General features: G+C 51.9%; 10 protein-coding genes. 2 read left to right on the forward strand and 8 right to left on the reverse strand.

Annotated features, from left to right (window positions below):
• Positions 1–294: 294 nt before the first annotated feature.
• On the reverse strand, positions 295–987 hold the full coding sequence (locus ACFQ2T_RS10780) for a hypothetical protein (RefSeq protein WP_379034271.1): 693 nt from the start codon (positions 985–987) through the stop codon (positions 295–297).
• A gap of 482 nt (positions 988–1,469) precedes the next feature.
• Here ACFQ2T_RS10780 and ACFQ2T_RS10785 point away from each other — a divergent pair, with 482 nt between their 5' ends.
• On the forward strand, positions 1,470–9,848 hold the full coding sequence (locus tag ACFQ2T_RS10785) for a GH36-type glycosyl hydrolase domain-containing protein (protein WP_379034273.1): 8,379 nt from the start codon (positions 1,470–1,472) through the stop codon (positions 9,846–9,848).
• Positions 9,849–10,035: 187 nt separating this feature from the next.
• Complete coding sequence (locus tag ACFQ2T_RS10790) at positions 10,036–10,437, forward strand: VOC family protein (RefSeq protein WP_379034275.1); 402 nt, start codon at positions 10,036–10,038, stop codon at positions 10,435–10,437.
• Positions 10,438–10,476: 39 nt separating this feature from the next.
• Here the strand turns inward: ACFQ2T_RS10790 and ACFQ2T_RS10795 are convergent, their stop codons facing one another.
• Genes ACFQ2T_RS10795 through ACFQ2T_RS10825 form a run of 7 tightly spaced genes read right to left on the reverse strand, consistent with a single transcriptional unit; the run spans position 10,477 to position 17,395 of the window.
• A complete protein-coding gene (locus tag ACFQ2T_RS10795) occupies positions 10,477–12,105 on the reverse strand; it encodes a hypothetical protein (RefSeq protein WP_379034277.1) in 1,629 nt (542 codons plus the stop codon).
• A complete protein-coding gene (locus ACFQ2T_RS10800; RefSeq protein ID WP_379034279.1) occupies positions 12,083–12,373 on the reverse strand; it encodes a DUF3613 domain-containing protein in 291 nt (96 codons plus the stop codon). Before ACFQ2T_RS10800 ends, ACFQ2T_RS10795 begins: the two co-directional genes overlap by 23 nt.
• A 17-nt stretch (positions 12,374–12,390) precedes the next feature.
• Positions 12,391–13,080 carry a tetratricopeptide repeat protein gene (locus ACFQ2T_RS10805; protein WP_379034281.1) on the reverse strand — a complete coding sequence of 230 codons (690 nt, stop codon included), beginning with the start codon at positions 13,078–13,080 and terminating at the stop codon, positions 12,391–12,393.
• On the reverse strand, positions 13,077–13,994 hold the full coding sequence (locus ACFQ2T_RS10810; RefSeq protein WP_379034283.1) for a type II secretion system F family protein: 918 nt from the start codon (positions 13,992–13,994) through the stop codon (positions 13,077–13,079). Before ACFQ2T_RS10810 ends, ACFQ2T_RS10805 begins: the two co-directional genes overlap by 4 nt.
• A 2-nt stretch (positions 13,995–13,996) precedes the next feature.
• Positions 13,997–14,914 carry a type II secretion system F family protein gene (locus tag ACFQ2T_RS10815; protein WP_379034285.1) on the reverse strand — a complete coding sequence of 306 codons (918 nt, stop codon included), beginning with the start codon at positions 14,912–14,914 and terminating at the stop codon, positions 13,997–13,999.
• Positions 14,911–16,179, reverse strand: a complete 1,269-nt coding sequence (locus tag ACFQ2T_RS10820; protein WP_379034287.1) for a CpaF family protein — start codon at positions 16,177–16,179, stop codon at positions 14,911–14,913. Before ACFQ2T_RS10820 ends, ACFQ2T_RS10815 begins: the two co-directional genes overlap by 4 nt.
• Positions 16,180–16,186: 7 nt before the next feature.
• On the reverse strand, positions 16,187–17,395 hold the full coding sequence (locus ACFQ2T_RS10825) for an AAA family ATPase (protein ID WP_379034289.1): 1,209 nt from the start codon (positions 17,393–17,395) through the stop codon (positions 16,187–16,189).
• Positions 17,396–17,398: the final 3 nt, after the last annotated feature.

A 17,398-nucleotide genomic window follows, 5' to 3' on the forward strand; every position in this document is an offset into this window, starting at 1 on the left:
TTAACTGCACCTATATGCCAGCCTGATCAACGCTGATTTGAAATGATGATTAACGATAAAATCCAAATAAAGGAAGACAGGTCTGTCTATTTGTAGTTTATAAATATTTGTTGGTGAATGCAAGGGGGAGGATAAGAATTTCTGTATAACGACTTCATTGATGCTGGGCTTGGCAGCGGATTCAGAAATCCAGCAAATGGGTTCGTATTACAGAATGCTAGAAGTGTGACTCAAGATTAACGCCTTGAGTCATGCTTTTTTTACGTGAGCAAGAGAGCTCGGCAGGGCTTGAATTTATTTTTCCAGCTTATGCGTGCCTGTGCATTTGTCTTTGTAAGATAACAGCGTGACGTCAAAAGATTTCTTCCGCTCATTAAATTGATTGGTTTTGAGATTCAGTTGATCCAACTGGCTTTTCAATCCTTCCAGGCTGTCGTTGAATTTGGTTTGTTTTGATTTGAGTTGTTGGGTCTTTTCTTTTAATGCGGATGAGTCCGCATTGAATTGAATGATCTCTTTATTGAATTGATCGACTTGCTGGTTGATTTTCTTCGCTGCCGCTGCATCGACTTTTTTGCTGGTTAAAGAAGATAACTCCTGTTTTCTTTTAGAGAACTGCTCATTCAGCGTATTCATTTCTGAAATCTCCAGCTGCACTTCATTTGCTTCCTTCTCCAAAGCAAGCCTGGCAGTCTGGTTTTGCTGAACAACGGTTTCGGCTTTTAATACTTCTTCGTTAATTTGCTTTGTTTCAAGTTGAAAGTGATCAAATTGCTGCCTGATCGCTGCATCAGCGTTGATGCAGTTTTCTAACTCTTCAAAAGTAATCGTAGTCATGTTTTTCGTATCTACACCCCATACATGGGCAATGCCAGGCAGCCTGATGGTTGAGGGTGCAGGCGATTCTTCGGCAATGACACAAACACTCGCAATGGTGGATATTGCTGCAAAAGTGACGGATAAAATGTAGGCCAGGGTTTTATTCATTCTTTGTTTTCAACGGAATTTTGTTTTTTATGATTCTAATAAAGACTTTAAAAAAATTAAATCATTATTAGTCATTACGGAAGTTATCCATCTTTATCAACCATTCTTCAGGCTCGTAAGTGAATACTTACGCTGCGATAAATTAAGCAAAATGGAAGTATTTATTTTTTTAATTATGTAGCCGTCACCACCAAACAAGCCTAGACTGTCCCTTCCTGCCTTAGTTTTTCAAGCATTTAGATCCAAGTCTACATGCTTGAACATTAATTTTCTTACTTCCGTAGTATTTCCTGCAAAGGTGCCATGCATTGATACTCTCTTGGTATATGGAGAGGCGTCGTAGATCGTCTCCTTGGAATGACCGCACCCCGATCAGAGAAGCGCTTTTTGGCATTGATCGGCTAGAACAACATGCTGAAAGTTTAGCTAAAGCTCAGGATGTGACCAAGCATCCAACATCGGTTTATTCCTTGCAAAACCGATTGAGTAATAATGCAAAAGCGCTGCGCGAAACTTATCAGACGATCACCTCTGACCTCGAGAGCGGCCATGGTATTGCGCATGCCGCAGAATGGTTGCTGGATAACTACCACGTTGTTGAAAAACAAATTCGCGACATTCGTACGGCGCTCCCTCCACGTTATTACGATCAGTTGCCCAAGCTTGCGGACGGGCCTTTTGCGGGTTATCCCAGGGTGTTCGGTATTGCCTGGGCTTTTGTTGCGCATACCGATAGTCATTTTGACCCGCAGGCGCTGCGTCAGTTTATTCGTGCTTACCAACGCGTTCAGCTGCTCACGATTGGTGAGCTCTGGGCCGTCGCCATTACCTTACGCATCGTCCTCATTGAAAATTTACGCCGCCTGGGTGACCAGATTGATGAGGAACGCGCAGCGCGGGCGGAGGCAGAATCTTTAGCAGAAACACTATTGCAAACCGGTCGTTCTAAAGCGGCGCTGGACAGCGATATTGCCGCACATTTATCAAAGCCCTTATCCGATACTTTCATCGTCCATTTATCCAAACGCTTGCGCGATCAGGATCAGCGAACCATGCCTGCCATCACCTGGCTGGAACAGATGGCTAAAAGACAGGGCCTTTCTCTTGATGACCTTGTGCAAAGAACACAACAGCAAGAAGGCGCGACCAACGTCACTGTGCGTAATGTGATTACCAGCATGCGGCTCATTTCAGATATTGATTGGGCAGCTTTATTTGAGAGCGTGAGTTTAGTTGATGAACGGTTAAACCATGGCCATGACTTTTATGCCATGGATTTTTCCACGCGTAATGTATACAGGAGTGCTATTGAGCAACTGGCACGTGGCTCCAGGTATTCCGAGGTGGATATCGCTGAGGCCGCGCTGCATTTGTGTAGAGAAGCAGGGTTCTCAAATGACTCACTAACCTCGGCGAGGGTCGAGGAGCCAGGATACTACCTGATTGCAGAAGGGCGGAATGCGCTCGAAAAAGCCATTCAATTCCAGGCACCCGCCAGGCTGCGAATCAGCCGATTCAATCTGGGTGTGGGTATTGGCGGTTATGTAGGTGCGATTCTATTGCTCAGCTTTTTACTGCTGGGATTATTTTTGTATTGGCTTTATGTGCTTGATACACAGACTTTGTTGCTATGGGCTATCGCTGTCATTGGCATCATCCCTGCCAGTGAGGCGGCGACCAGCCTGATCAATCGTTTCATTGTCTGGAGTGTCGCTGCTACCGCCTTGCCAGGTTTGGAGTTAAAGTCAGGCATCCCGCCTGCATTACGTACGCTGGTTGCTGTTCCCATTTTATTAACAGATGAAGCCGAGTTGCTCCAGCATATTGAGCGGCTGGAAGTCCATTATTTATCAGGCGTTGGCGGCGATCTTTACTTTGCCTTGTTATCAGATGGTGCAGATGCCGATGAGGAAGAGGTTTTAACTGACCTGCCTTTATTAGCGTTGGCACAAGCTTCAATCGAAGAGCTGAATCAAAAGTATGCCGGGGATGACGACTTAATCCGTTCTACGCCGCGTTTCCTGTTCCTGCATCGTAAAAGACTATTCAATGTTACCGAGGGCAAATGGATAGGCTGGGAGCGCAAGCGCGGCAAGTTACGCGAGTTAAATCGCCTGTTACGTGGCGCGAAGGATACAACTTTCGTGACGGTGGAGGGCGATTCGCCTCAAGTACCTGAAGGGATACGCTACGTTGTCACTTTAGACGCGGATACACGGCTACCAAGAGATGTTGTCGGCAAGTTGATCGGGAAAATGGCGCATCCCCTCAATCGTGCCATTTTCAATGCATCGGAGCAACGTGTGGTGCAAGGGTATGGCATTTTACAACCACGCGTCACACCGTCATTGCCCCTCAATTACGAGGGTTCTCTTTTTCAACGCATCTTTTCCGCACCTGGTGGCATTGATCCCTATGCCGCCGCAAGCTCTGATGTTTACCAGGATATGTTTGGCGAGGGTTCGTATACCGGCAAAGGCATTTACGATATCGATGCGTTTGAGTCTGCCTTAGGCAACAGGGTGCCGGAAAACACCTTGCTGAGTCATGATCTGTTTGAAGGGATATTTGCGCGTGCCGGACTCGCATCCGATATTGAAGTCGTAGAGGAATCACCCACCCGCTATGATGTTTCCGCTAAACGGCAGCATCGGTGGACCAGAGGTGACTGGCAATTATTGCCATGGATATTCAGCGTTGCACCTGACCGTTATCTGCCCATGGTCGGCCGCTGGAAGATGATAGACAACCTGCGCAGATCACTGGTCGCGCCCGGTTACCTGGCCATATTGGCACTCTGCTGGTGGCTACCGCTGATGGTGGGCGCCAAAGCGATTGCGTTTGTTTTACTGATATTCGCCATACCTACCATCCTGCCTGTCCTTTTTACCTTATTGCCGCATAGACGAGATTTCCAGCTGCGCAACCATTCGAGGAATGTCGTCAAAGATATATGGCAGTTGCTGTCGTATCACTTTTTATCCATCGCCTTATTGGTGGATCAGTCTTTGAAAATGGCAGATGCCATTGTGCGCACATTCACCAGATTGTTTTTCACGCACAAACACTTGCTTGAGTGGACAACCGCAGCAAAATCCAAGGGCAACCCTAGCTTGACCATGTCTGGTTTTTATCAGGAAATGGCAGGCAGTGTCTTGTTTGCAATCATGATCGCTACGCTCACCCTCGTATTCAATCCGGCTTCATGGCCAATGGTGCTGCCGTTTAGTCTGCTATGGGTGTTCGCCCCATTGCTGGCTTTTAATGCCAGTGCGATATCCGCTTCTAAAACGAAAGCCGTTGATATTTCTGATGTGACGGCAGAGTCTTTAAGGCTGACGGCACGCCGGACATGGCGTTTCTTTGAGCGGTTTGTCACGCCTCTCGATAATATGTTACCGCCTGATAACTTTCAGGAAGAGCCGCTTCCGGTGATTGCGCACAGGACGTCGCCGACCAATATTGGCTTATATCTGCTCTCAACCGTGGTGGCCAGGGATTTTGGCTGGTCTGGTACGCTGGAAACCATTGAGCGCCTGGAAGCCACGTTTACGGTTTTACGGCAACTGCCCAAATTTCGCGGCCATTTATTTAACTGGTATGGCACCCTTGATCTGAGAGTGCTAGACCCGGCTTATATCTCATCAGTCGATAGCGGCAACCTGGCTGGTCATTTAATCGCGCTGGCGAATGCCTGTGACGAGTGGGCAGACAAGCTGGTGATCGGTGATGCAAAGGCTGGCATGCTGGATCACCTGATCCTGGCCAGACGTGGCATTCTCGCTACAACGATAGCCAATAGTGAGGCCGGAACATTGCTGATGTCCAGGCTGGATGAGATCGCCACCTTGTTGAATGATGGCCAGCTCATGCACTCGCTACCCGCATTAAAACGGCTGGCTGAAAAAGCAGCCGTGAGCGTACGCAGCCTTATGCCTGTTCTAGATACAGACTCTCCTCCTGATGCAGTTTACTGGATAGATGCCCTGGTAAAATCAGTGATTGCCCATCAGCAGGATCAACTGCTTTTACAACAAACTGCCAGTTCAATCACCAGCAGACTGCAGGTCGTTTCGGAAAGTGCGCGCACCATGGCAATGGCCATGGATTTTGCGTTCTTGATTGAGCCGGAACGGAAGTTGTTATCGATAGGTTACAGCTTGCAGGACAACAGCCTGGATGCCAGCTGTTATGATTTGCTGGCTTCAGAAGCACGACTGGCCAGCCTGTTTACCATTGCAAAAGGCGACGTCTCGACCAAGCACTGGTTTCGCCTAGGCCGCACTGCCACGCCTATCGGGAATGGATCGGCATTGATTTCATGGTCCGGGTCCATGTTTGAATACTTGATGCCCTCCCTGGTCATGCGTGCCCCGGTCGGCAGCCTGCTGGAGCAAACCAATAAACTGATCGTGGACAGGCAGCAGGATTATGCAAAGTCATCAGGCGTGCCTTGGGGCATTTCAGAGTCAGCCTATAATGCGCGGGATATCGAATTCACCTATCAATACTCGAATTTTGGTATTCCCGGCCTGGGATTGAAACGGGGTTTATCTGAAAACCTCGTGATTGCGCCGTATGCAACCGGCCTCGCCACCATGGTTGATGCAACCAGGGCGCAGGCAAACTTTGCGCTGCTGGCAAGCATGGGCGCGGCAGGGAATTATGGTTTCTACGAAGCGCTAGATTTCACGCCATCCAGATTACGTGAAGATCAGAGTGTGGCCATCGTTCGCAACTACATGGCTCATCATCAGGGCATGACGATTGTTGCGATTGCTAACTGTTTGCGTGATGGTGAAATGCGTAACCGGTTTCATCGTGAGCCCATGATCCAGAGTTGCGAGCTTTTACTGCAAGAGCGTATGCCCAGGGATATCGCCATTGCCCATCCACGTGCCGAAGAGGTCAATATCGCGACGGATGCCAGCGATAGTACGCCTTATGTACGCAGACTCACCGATACGCACTCAGCCAACCCCATCACGCATCTGCTTTCAAACGGCGCCTATTCCATCATGATCACAGCCACCGGGGCGGGTTATAGCCGTTGGCATGAAACAGCGATCAGCCGCTGGTCTGCGGATACCACCCGCGAAGAAGACGGCTGTTATATCTTTATCAAAGATGTTGCGAGTGGCGATATCTGGACCTCGGCGGGACAGGACATCCGCAATAGCGCTGTCACGCCCCGGGCAGGCACCAGCATTATTTTCAGCGAAGCGCACGCAGAGTTTGTGCGGCATGACAATCATCTGCTGACACAGATGGATGTGGTCGTCTCCGGAGAAGAAAACGCCGAAGTGCGCCGCGTGTCGTTGACCAATAATAGCCGCCGGCCCTATGAACTTGAACTGACTTCTTACCTGGAGCTTGTGTTAGCGTCTTCTGCCAGTGATAAAGCACATCCGGCTTTTTCAAAAATGTTTGTGGTCACCGAGTATCTGGCCGAGTTTGGTGCGCTGCTGGCAACCCGCCGTTTACGCTCGGCAAATGATACGCAACTGTGGGCGGCGCATTTTTGTGTGGTGGACGCTGACATGTCGGCACCGGTGCAGTACGAATCAGATAGAGCGCGCTTTATCGGTCGTGAAAAGACGGTTAAATCCGCCAATGTGATTACCAGTGGCGAGAAACTTTCCAACACCGTGGGCACGGTACTGGACCCCATCTTTTCACTGCGTAACCGTGTGACAGTTGCACCCGGGAAAGTGGCGAAGCTGGCCTATTGGACGGTTGTCGCATCATCGCGGCAGGCGTTGCTGGATATCATAGACAAGCATCACGACCGTAGTGCGTTTGAGCGAGCGCATACATTGGCCTGGACCTTGTCCCAGGTGCAAATGCGCTACCTGGATATCACCTCGGAAGAGGCGGCAAACTTTCAGAAGCTGGCGGCCCCGGCGTTATATGCTGATCATCGTTTCAGGTCACATACCGATGTGATCACGCGCGGTGCGGGCTCTCAATCCGGGCTTTGGTCACAGTCTATTTCCGGAGACCTGCCTATCGTATTGCTGCGGATTGATGACCTGGAAGATATGCCCAAAGTGCATGAACTATTGCGGGCGCATCAGTACTGGAAAATGAAGCACCTGTTCGTCGATTTGGTCATCATCAACGAGCGTGCCTCTTCCTATGTGCAGGATTTACAGATTGCCATAGAGACTGCCGTGCGAACCAGCCAGGCGAGACGCAGGGATGGCGAAAATCTGTCAAAAGGGATCGTCTTTACCTTGCGCGCAGATTTGATGAGTCTGGAAACCCGCAGTTTATTGCAATCTGTTGCCAGAGTCGCTTTAACTGCCAGGCACGGTTTGATCGCACAGCAACTGGCCCGAATGCCGGAATCGAACTACATTGCGCCAGCCCTCCCAGGCGTGGTGGATAAAGAGATGACTGCTTTAAAGTCGTCAGTATCAGAGCCATTAGCTTTAACCAGGCATCTGGAATTCTTTAATGGGTTTGGTGGCTTTGCGGAGGATGGTAAAGAGTACGTGACGGTTCTCACCCAAGGGAAAATAACCCCGGCACCCTGGATCAATGTCATCTCGAACGGGCAATTTGGTTTCCAGGTGTCTGCTGCGGGCAGTGGCTATACATGGGCAGATAACAGTCGGGAAAACCAGATCACACCCTGGTCAAATGATGCGGTGATGGACCCTTCCGGTGAGGTGTTTTATGTGCGCGACGAAGATAATGATGTCGTCTCCAGCCCGACTGCACAACCGCTACGCGATGATGGTAGCTACGTCGCGCGACACGGTTTTGGCTACAGCCAGTTTCAACATGAATCAAATGCACTTGCACTGACGTTATTGCAATATGTGCCGCTGGAAGACCCTGTCAAGATTTCGCGCCTGACCATCCGCAACCTTTCGGAAAGTCCTCGCCGGATTTCAGTGACCGCGTATACAGAATGGGTGCTAGGCACTTCGCGTACCGCTTCAGCACCATTCATCACGAGTGAGGTTGATAGCGTGACTGGCGCCTTTTTAGTCAGAAATGCGTGGAGCATCTCGTACGCAAATCGAGTGACGTTTACAGACCTTGCGGGTAAACAAACCGATTGGACGGCTGATCGCACTGAGTTTATCGGCAGGCATGGTGATCTTTCCCAGCCTAAAGCTCTGTTGGGTAAACAATCACTGTCCGGTAGTGTGGGTGCGGGCATGGACCCTTGTGCGGCCTTACAACGCACCATTCTCCTGGCGCCAGGAGAATCCATTGAGGTGAGTGCGCTATTGGGTCAGTGCGCTTCTGTGGAAGATGCCAGAGCAATGATACAGCGCTATCGTGAAACAGATCTTGATGTCGTATTGAATGAAGTCAAACAGTATTGGCAGAATCTGCTGGGCGCGATTCAGGTGAAAACGCCTGACAGGTCTATGGATATCATGCTGAACGGCTGGCTGCTTTATCAGACCATGGCTTGCCGGATTCTGGCACGCTCTGCGTTTTACCAGGCAAGTGGCGCCTATGGTTTCAGAGACCAGCTGCAGGATTGCATGGCCATGTCTTTCGTGGCACCTGAAATCAGCCGCAAGCATTTATTACGCGCGGCGGGACGCCAGTTCGTTGAAGGCGATATGCAGCACTGGTGGCAACCGCAGACTGGGCAGGGCGTACGCACCAGAATTTCTGATGACTGTGTCTGGCTGGCATTTTGTACTGCACATTACGTTGAATGTGCAGGGGACGCCGCAGTATTGCATGAGGAAATCCCATTCCTTGAGGGCCAGTTATTACGGGAAGGCGAGCATGATTGTTTCTTCCAGCCCATGATAGGCGATGAAGCCGCCTCTCTTTATGAGCATTGTGTCAGGGGCCTGGAGCTCAGCATACAGCGAACCGGTGAGCATGGATTGCCGCTAATGGGCACCGGCGACTGGAATGATGGCATGAACAATGTCGGCAAAGAGGGTCGCGGGGAAAGTGTCTGGCTGGGCTGGTTACTTATTCGCACCATCATGGTATTCGCGCCTATCGCTGCATCACGCCATACGGCAATTGATGATGCACGTGTCAAACGCTGGTATGCGCATGCAGACGCTGTCAGGCAGTCGATTGAACGCGAGGCATGGGATGGCGAATGGTACCGGCGCGCTACATTCGATGATGGGTCCTGGTTAGGGTCTCAGGAAAGTGATGAATGCCAGATTGATTCAATCGCCCAGTCATGGGCAGTGATATCAGGCGCCGCTGATGCAAACCGTGTTGAAAAAGCGATGGCATCGTTAGAGCAGTACCTGATTAATCAGACGGATGCACTCGCCTTATTATTTACACCGCCATTCGAGCATACCCACCATGACCCAGGTTATATCAAAGGCTATCCGGCAGGGTTGCGAGAAAACGGTGGCCAATATAGCCATGCTGCCATGTGGACAGTGCTTGCCTTCGCTAAATTGGGGCAGGGGGGTAAAGCAGCTGATTTATTTGCCATGCTCAATCCGGTTAACCATGCACTTGATCAATCCGCAGCGGAGCGCTACAAAGTTGAGCCATATGTGATTGCAGCCGATGTATATTCTGTCGCGCCTCATACAGGGCGCGGTGGCTGGACCTGGTATACCGGTTCTGCAGGATGGATGTACAGGGCCGGCGTAGAAGGGATATTGGGGATCAGGCGAGTGGGCAATGACATTTTAGTGAAACCCTGTATACCGGAAACCTGGCCAGCATTTGAGGTGGAAATTAACCTTCAGGATACAAAGTACAGTATCCAAGTTGAAAATCATGGCAGTACGGGCAGCCTCATCTCGAGCGCAACGAGCAATGGCATAGCATTAACCATTAAAGATAGCACGCTGAAACTGCCATTAGATGGTGGCTTACACACGCTTGTCGTCAGGTGCTGAAGCAAAAGAGAGCTGACTATTCATCATCGATGGCTATGCTGCATTCTCGATTCTGTCTGATGTCGTAACCACAATTGATGCGCCTGATCCAAACACATTCACTCTTTCAAATGCACACTTTAGTTGTACCTTTTTAGCCATAGGCATGCAGCCACAGCCTATGCAGTTTCGTTGAGGAAAAAATAGAATGCTGGACCACATCTTTTTAACTGTCAGCAACACAGAGCGCTCAATTGCGTTTTATGAAAAGGTGTTGCCGCTGCTGGGTATAGGCTTGCGCCACAACTATGACGGGAAAGAAGGCCCGGCAGGGCACCCGGACCTGAAAGGGTTTGGTGCGAAAGGGCGCATGTTCTTCTGGCTGCGGCAAGGTCAGGCGGCACCAGGTGCTTTGCATATCGGGCTGGTGGCAGATTCGGAAGAGATGGTTGCAGAGGCTTATCATGCCGCGCTTGCCGCTGGCGCTACTTCCATACACCCGCCAGGTCCGCAGCTGCATTATGACCCGCGCTATTACGCTGCCCAGGTGAAAGACCTGGATGGCTATAGCCTGGAGTTTGTTTACAAAAGCTGGCAGCATGGCGATTAAAGCTGAAATCGTTGAGCAGGCCGGCAATCAGGTAATGACTTAAATAGCCAGCGGCTTGGCCTGGCGGTATTGCACATCATCCAGCGTGATATCCATGCCGCCCAAACGGATGCCGAGTAAATTCAGCAGCGGGTCCAGCAATACCCTGCCTATCTCCGCGAGTAACGGGCTCACTATCGATGACAGCACATTATTGATCAGGCCTAGATTCAATACACTCAAGACGGTCACTGTCAGTGTATTCGGTCTTCCCAGGGCGTTCTCAAGGCTACTACCTAGCGGACTGCTAACGGTTTGTGCCAGTGGCAGGTGATCTTTCACCGGATGGGCTACGGTAAATTCGATAGTTTGCGGGTTGGGTGGCTGCAGCGGCAGGTTGAGGCCAATATCGGCAAGCGGGATATTCAATAATGTCGAGATTCTGGCCGGTTGCGTGCCGGCGATATTAGTCAGCCTTATTGCAGCAATGCCCGGGCTGGCTTCAATTTGCACTTCGGTTTCACCATCACCGGTTTGAATACTGCGCAGGCTGGCAGACCCTTGCGCGACTTCTACACCCAGTGCCAGGTCAATACGGGCCAGCAAGGGAATATTGACCAGCACAGCGACACGTGTCCTGATCTGTGCCGTGCGCGCGACGGTACGTAAGGTGCCGCTGCCGCACGCTGGGCCTATGGCCAGTTGCGGTGGTTCAGTGACAGTCACCTGGGCGTTGATGCTGGTCAGCGCAGGGATATTGATGCCTAAAGGGAGTGTGATGGCATTGGCGCCATTCGCGATCATGGCGGTGGTGGTAATGATGGACAATACATTCAGCGCGACGCTGGCAGCAGCCTTGGTGTCAGGCGTTGCCAAGGCAAGCACATCACCCAGTTTAAGCGGTACATTTTTCACGGCTATATTGGCGATGGTTTGTATGCCTGAAATCGCTTGCAGATCTGCTATGCCGTTTTGTGCGGCAGCGCTGGCGACCAGGTCAAGTAAATCTCCCACTAACATATTGGTATTCAGTAGTCCCTCCACCGTGCCGGCTTGCCCTGAAACAGCCAGAATATCTTGCAAAGTGACTGTGGTAGCTGCAATGCCACGGTAAGTCAGTGCATCCAGGTTGAGCGGCCCGCCCAGCATGCCGCCTAATAGCCCATTCAATAGGACGGATTGCTGGCTGGTCAGGCTGGTGGTGAAACTGCCCACACCGAAAGTGGCCAATGTCGGGTCAGATATTGAGACGGCTTCTGCATGCAAGGTCACCGTATTGCCAACCAGGCCGCCAGCGATCATGCTGCTGGGCACCTCTTTGGTAGCCCTGATATACACCGCGCCAGCACTGCCATCGGCAGTAAATTGACGTACGCCCTGCACGGTGTCCAGCCTGCCAAGCAGCACCTGGTTCGGGTTGGCAGATAGCTGGCCTGCAAAGCCGTTATTCACGGCTGCTTGCTGCGCGATTTGTGTCACACCCTGCTGGCTGGAATTACAGCCGAGATGGCGCGCGGTATGGATAGCAGTCATGTCGGCGATGGATTGCAATTGCTTCTGCTGCATCCAAAGCCTGCCACTATCCACGACCAGCATGGTCAGGAGTAATGCCAGCAACAAAACAAGGCCGCCTGCGAGAGCGATGGCCCCGCGCTGGTAGGAGTATTTAGCGAGCGGTGCGCATCTCATGCTCAAAGAACTCCGGAATCGGTTTTTCAAAGCTCTTGAGATAGCGCGTATGTACTTTATCCATCACTTCGCCCGTGACTGGCTGCGCCTGGGCTGAGGCGGCTTTACCCGAACGTTGCAGTTCCAGCCATTGCTGGGTCGGCGATAATGAAGAGGAAGATGGAAGCTGTATTGCTGCCGGTGGTGTTGGCAGGCTTGGTACATCTTCGGCCAGGGCGACAGGCAGGTTGAAAAGCCCACCTAACAAAACAATCAAAATACGGTTCATGACGACTCCTTGCTCGGTTAGGGGGTAGCTTTGTTACTGGCTTGCGTCATTTTTTTCAGTTGCTGCATTTCATCCTCAACCAGGCCAAACTGCCTGGCAAATGCCTCCGCTTTTACCATATCACCTTGCTTGTACAGCAGCAAAACCAGGTTGTGGGCAGCCTGCCGGTAATCCGGTGCCAGCTCTACCGCGGTCAGGAATTCATGCAGGGCAGGCTCATTCTGGCCTGCCTGCATCAGCACATAACCGTAATCATTGCGGATGGTATGTTCGGTTGGCAATGTATTGCTGGCCGCTTTAAGGTAACGCAGCGCCTCCTGCAGGTTGCCACCCTGACTGGCAATCAGACCCAGGCCGCGGTAGGCATGCCCGGAAACGCAGCTGTTGGCTAACTGTTCATAAATCGCCTGTGCCTGCGGTGCCCGCCCGGTTTGACGCAAAGCATGCGCGCGCAGTAACTCTGCGCGTTCGCTCTTGACCTTGATGGACTCAAGGTGGGCAAGGGCCGCGTGCGGTTTGCCTTCTGACAGCATCTGCTGGATCAAGCCCAGCCTGGTGGTTTCCTCAGGGGGGAGCTCTGCGCAAGGCTTGTCGGCAATGGTTTTAATAGGCAGTGCCGACTTTGCATTAATATCAGCGGCGACTGCATTTGGCAAACTCAGCATGCATAGCCATGCGAGCGTGATTAATTGTGAGATCGGTCTCATAAGCCATTCACTCCTTTTAATGCTTTAGATAAACCCATAAACCCTGGTCCGGCCAGGAAGATCATCAGCGCCGGGAACAGGAATAGAATCATGATCACCGTCATTTTGGCGGAGAGTTTACTGACATATTCACGCAAATCGGACACCTGGCGCTGTTCAACCAGTGTCGTATATTCAGCCAGTGAATCGCGGATATTGCCGCCATAGCGCGTCACCTGTTTCAGCATGGCGATGGTGTCGTTCAACTCCATCACTTCTAATGGCGCTGCCATTTCATTGAGTGCATCGGTCCTGTCCTGTCCTGACTGTATGCGTTTGATCACCAGGTGTAATTCATCGGCCAGATTGGGCAATAGGGCCTGTCCCTGTTGCTCAATGACCAACAAGATATGCTCCATCGACAGGCCCGCTTCAAACAGCATGCGCAGTAAGTGCAAAAATGGAATCACTTCTTTGCGGATGGCATCACGCCTGGCCTGCGCCTTCCAGCGCAACAGGCGGCGGACCAGCACGAACGCGGCTGCAAACGCGAACAGCAAATGGAACAGCACGTTGATAAAAGTATCCTGGTTCGCAATGGCATAAGCGGCCGCCAGTCCGCCCAGTACCAGCGGTAGCACCCATGCGGTCAGCAGGAATGTGAGTTTTGCCTTGGCCCCGGGCCAGCCAGCCTGGATCAGAAGAAGCTGCATTTCCGCCATCTCGCTGCGGGAAACCTTGTCCAGCATCTCGTGCAGCGTTTCTTCGAAATCTAGTGGCCCCAGCCGTGCAGAAATATGGATGCCTTCCTGCTGCAAAGCCTCACGAAAGCGGCGTTGAATATACCTGGGGTGACTACCCTTCTGCGCACCGTAAAGCAGTAACCCTGCCGCCAGCAGCATGAATACAATCGAAATGGCCCAAAACAGACTCATCCCTACACACTCCTCAGCATGCGCCAAAGTATCAATGCGCCCATTGCCTGTAGACCCAGTGCTGTCGTCAGCAGGGTTTTACCGGTGGCATCTTCCAGTAGCATGTTCAGGTAGTTAGGATTCATTACCATGATGTAAACCGCGATCGCGATGGGGGTCATGCCCAGCACCCAGGCCGACATCCTTGTTTCACCGGTCATGGCTGCCAATTCCCGGCGCGCCAGTTCCTGCTGGCGTACCATTTTGACCACGCTGTCCAGCATATCGCGCGGACTGCCGCCATACTGGTTGCTGATGCGCATGGACAACGCAATCAGGTTGAGTTCACGCAGGTTATGCAGTTTGGCCGCCTCGGTCAGGTTCTCCACCATATCGGCACCCAGGTCTGCGGCACGGGTGACGCGGTCCACGATATAACGTAAAGGTGGTAGCGATTCATTCGAGGCAAAGCGGATCGCACTTTCCAGGCTGCGACCGGTACTCAGGCTGCGTAACAGCTGGTCAATAAACAGCGGAATCTGGGCAATGGTTTGTGCCTGGCGGCGGCGCAAACGGCTGTATGGCAGTAAAAAACCGAATATAAACAGATTGGTGCCGATAATCAGTATCGCCCCGATCAAGCCATAGATCAGCCATCCAACAACGCCTAAAAGCACTAATGCCAGCGGGATGAGCACGGCATGTTTCTTTTGCAGTTCAAAACCGATATAGATAGAAGCGCGTGTGACGAGCTGGTGCCAGCGCGTCTGCTGCACACCCGGTGCCAGGCCGGAAACGGTCATACCATCAGGCAGCACTGCCCTGAAATGACGTGCCATGCGTTCACGCATGCCTACCTGTTTGCTGTGCCTGAACATCCAGATGGCTAAAAGCAGCATGCCCACCGGCAGCAGAACAAATGACATAAGCAGGCCATTCATGGCTGCCTCCGGAATGGTAAGTTCTGCAATTTCCTGTTGCAGGGCCGCACGCCAGGGTGTGCAAAATTGCCGCTGGCAGCGTCATACGCATAAAGCTCATTCAAGACAAAGTGACCATCGCGTACGCCTGCAATTTCGGTAATCGACACTACCTTGCGTTGACCATTAGGCATGCGGGCGATCTGTACTACCAGCTCAATCGCGGCAGTGATCATCTTGCGCAGGGTGCCCTCAGTACCCTGAAACCTGGCCAGGCCTGCCAGCATCTCAAAACGCAGCATGGCATCTTCCGGGGTGTTGGCATGCACGGTACTCATACACCCATCATGGCCCGTATTCATGGCCTGCAGCACGTCCATCACTTCTTCACCACGCACTTCACCGAGCACGATACGGTCAGGCCGCATCCGTAAAGAGTTTTTCACCAGCTCTCGTGCTGTGATTTCGCCATTGCCATCAATGTTGGAAGGCCGGGTTTCAAGCCTGACCACGTGTGCGTGCTCAAGCTGCAATTCAGCGGCATCTTCAATGGTCACAATGCGTTCGTTCGGCGGGATAAACCGGCTTAACACATTCAGTAAAGTGGTTTTACCAGCGCCGGTACCGCCGCTCACGATCAGGTTGCAGCGGCGTTCAACCGCAGCTGTGAGGAAAGTCAGCATTTCTTCATCCAGTGTGCCATATTGCAGCAGGTCAGCAGACAACAATGGTTGCTTACGGAATTTACGGATAGACAGGCAAGGGCCATCCAGCGCCAGCGGCGGAATAATGGCGTTGACACGGCTGCCATCCGGCAGCCTGGCATCTACCATGGGACTGGCTTCATCGATACGACGCCCAAGATGGGCAAGAATACGCCGGATCACGCGTAACACATGCTCATCATCAATAAAACGCAAGTTGGTGGTTTCCAGCCTGCCATCACGTTCGATAAAGATCTTTTTGGGGCCATTGACCAGGATGTCGTTAATACGGTCATCCCTGATCAGGCTTTCCAGCGGGCCATACCCGGCCAGCTCATCGACTACTTCCTCGACCAGGTTATCCAGGTCGTAGCCGCTGATAGGCAGATGGCGGTCGGCGACATACGCAATGACTTTCTCGCGTACATAGTCTGCGATGTCGTCACGTGCCAGCTCCAGCAACCCAAGATGGTCACGCTCGATTTCCGCAATCAGGTGCTGATGTAACTGAAACTTCAGTTCCTGAAAGTCCTGTGCCTGTTTCAGGCCATAATCAAATCCACTTAGCTGAAAATTCATCATGCAGCCTTTATGCTTTTTCTTGCATAGCAGTGATGGCAGTAACCAGCTTGTGTAGCAGGCCAGGTTTCTTTACTGCTGGTGTGGCCTGGCCATTTACCAGTTTTTCGGCCAGTTTGCGCACACTGATGCTATAGGGATCATTCGGCGATAATTCAAACATGCTTTCACCAGAGTTCATGGTGGCAAGGCGCGCCATCCCTGAGGATGACAAAGTGGAAAGTAGCGGCAGGCCAAAAGACTGTGCAATGCTTTCGGCATCCGGAGGCATTTTGGAAAGGTAGTGGTCTACCACTACGCCGGTGTTGGTCAGGGAGACTTTCTCCTCACGCAGGTGCTTGATCAACTGCATGTTCTGTCGGCAACTGGGCACACTTTGCTCCACCAGCAGCACGATCTGGTCAACATTACCCAATAGCAGTAACAGAAAGTTAGAGTCGACCATGCCGCCAAGATTCAGCACAATTCTGGAGAAATGCCGGCGCAGGCTGCGTAAAAGCACGCATACATCGGCGGCAGTGAATTGTGCACCTGTCCATGAATCCTCAGGCATAGACAGCACAGTAAGGCCACTCTTATGCCGACCAAAACCGGTCTGGATCAGGGTTGAATCGATACGCCGCAAACTGCGGATCGCGTCAATGAAACTGTACGAAGAAGTCAGCCCGAGATAGAGCATGGCATCGCCATGTGGCACACCCAGGTCAAGCAGCAGGGTAGGTTCAGTTTCCTGGATGGCCAGTGCCAGATGCAGCGCCAGCATGGGCGAGTCACTGCCCGGCCGTGCACTCACCACGGCGGTGATCTTGCCGTGCTGGTCACTTTGAGTGGACTGCAAACCGCCATCGCGGGGAATCAGGCGTTTGACCTCTGCCACCACTTCGCTTGCCCGGCTACCGCTTTTGATAAAGTCACGCGCGCCCAGGCGCATGACAGTCAGCAGCAGGTTCTGGTCAAAGGCGTCAGCCACCACAATCACTGGCAATAAAGGCTTGGCTGCAATAATGCCTTCTATCAGTAACGCTTCCTGTCTGTAGTCAGCTGGATTCAGTTGCACAAACACGATGGAAGCCCCAATGGCATCCGCGAGTTGTATCACGCGTTCGGTAGAAGGCGAGTCGGCAGGAATCAGGTCGCCCTCATCCCTGAGCGACTGACCTAACCATTGCAGGCATTCCTGGCTATCGGTAATGGCAATAAAGCAGTTGCGTTCGCTCATGGG

The sequence above is a fragment of the Methylophilus flavus genome (assembly GCF_042678905.1).
GTDB lineage: Bacteria > Pseudomonadota > Gammaproteobacteria > Burkholderiales > Methylophilaceae > Methylophilus > Methylophilus flavus.

What these genes read in the sequence shown, in the direction of transcription:
- ACFQ2T_RS10780 (WP_379034271.1), bottom strand. Translation starts at nt 987, where the DNA reads ATGAATAAAACCCTGGCCTACATTTTATCCGTCACTTTTGCAGCAATA.
- ACFQ2T_RS10790 (WP_379034275.1), top strand. Translation starts at nt 10,036, where the DNA reads ATGCTGGACCACATCTTTTTAACTGTCAGCAACACAGAGCGCTCAATT.
- ACFQ2T_RS10795 (WP_379034277.1), bottom strand. Translation starts at nt 12,105, where the DNA reads ATGAGATGCGCACCGCTCGCTAAATACTCCTACCAGCGCGGGGCCATC.
- ACFQ2T_RS10800 (WP_379034279.1), bottom strand. Translation starts at nt 12,373, where the DNA reads ATGAACCGTATTTTGATTGTTTTGTTAGGTGGGCTTTTCAACCTGCCT.
- ACFQ2T_RS10805 (WP_379034281.1), bottom strand. Translation starts at nt 13,080, where the DNA reads ATGAGACCGATCTCACAATTAATCACGCTCGCATGGCTATGCATGCTG.
- ACFQ2T_RS10810 (WP_379034283.1), bottom strand. Translation starts at nt 13,994, where the DNA reads ATGAGTCTGTTTTGGGCCATTTCGATTGTATTCATGCTGCTGGCGGCA.
- ACFQ2T_RS10815 (WP_379034285.1), bottom strand. Translation starts at nt 14,914, where the DNA reads ATGAATGGCCTGCTTATGTCATTTGTTCTGCTGCCGGTGGGCATGCTG.
- ACFQ2T_RS10820 (WP_379034287.1), bottom strand. Translation starts at nt 16,179, where the DNA reads ATGATGAATTTTCAGCTAAGTGGATTTGATTATGGCCTGAAACAGGCA.
- ACFQ2T_RS10825 (WP_379034289.1), bottom strand. Translation starts at nt 17,395, where the DNA reads ATGAGCGAACGCAACTGCTTTATTGCCATTACCGATAGCCAGGAATGC.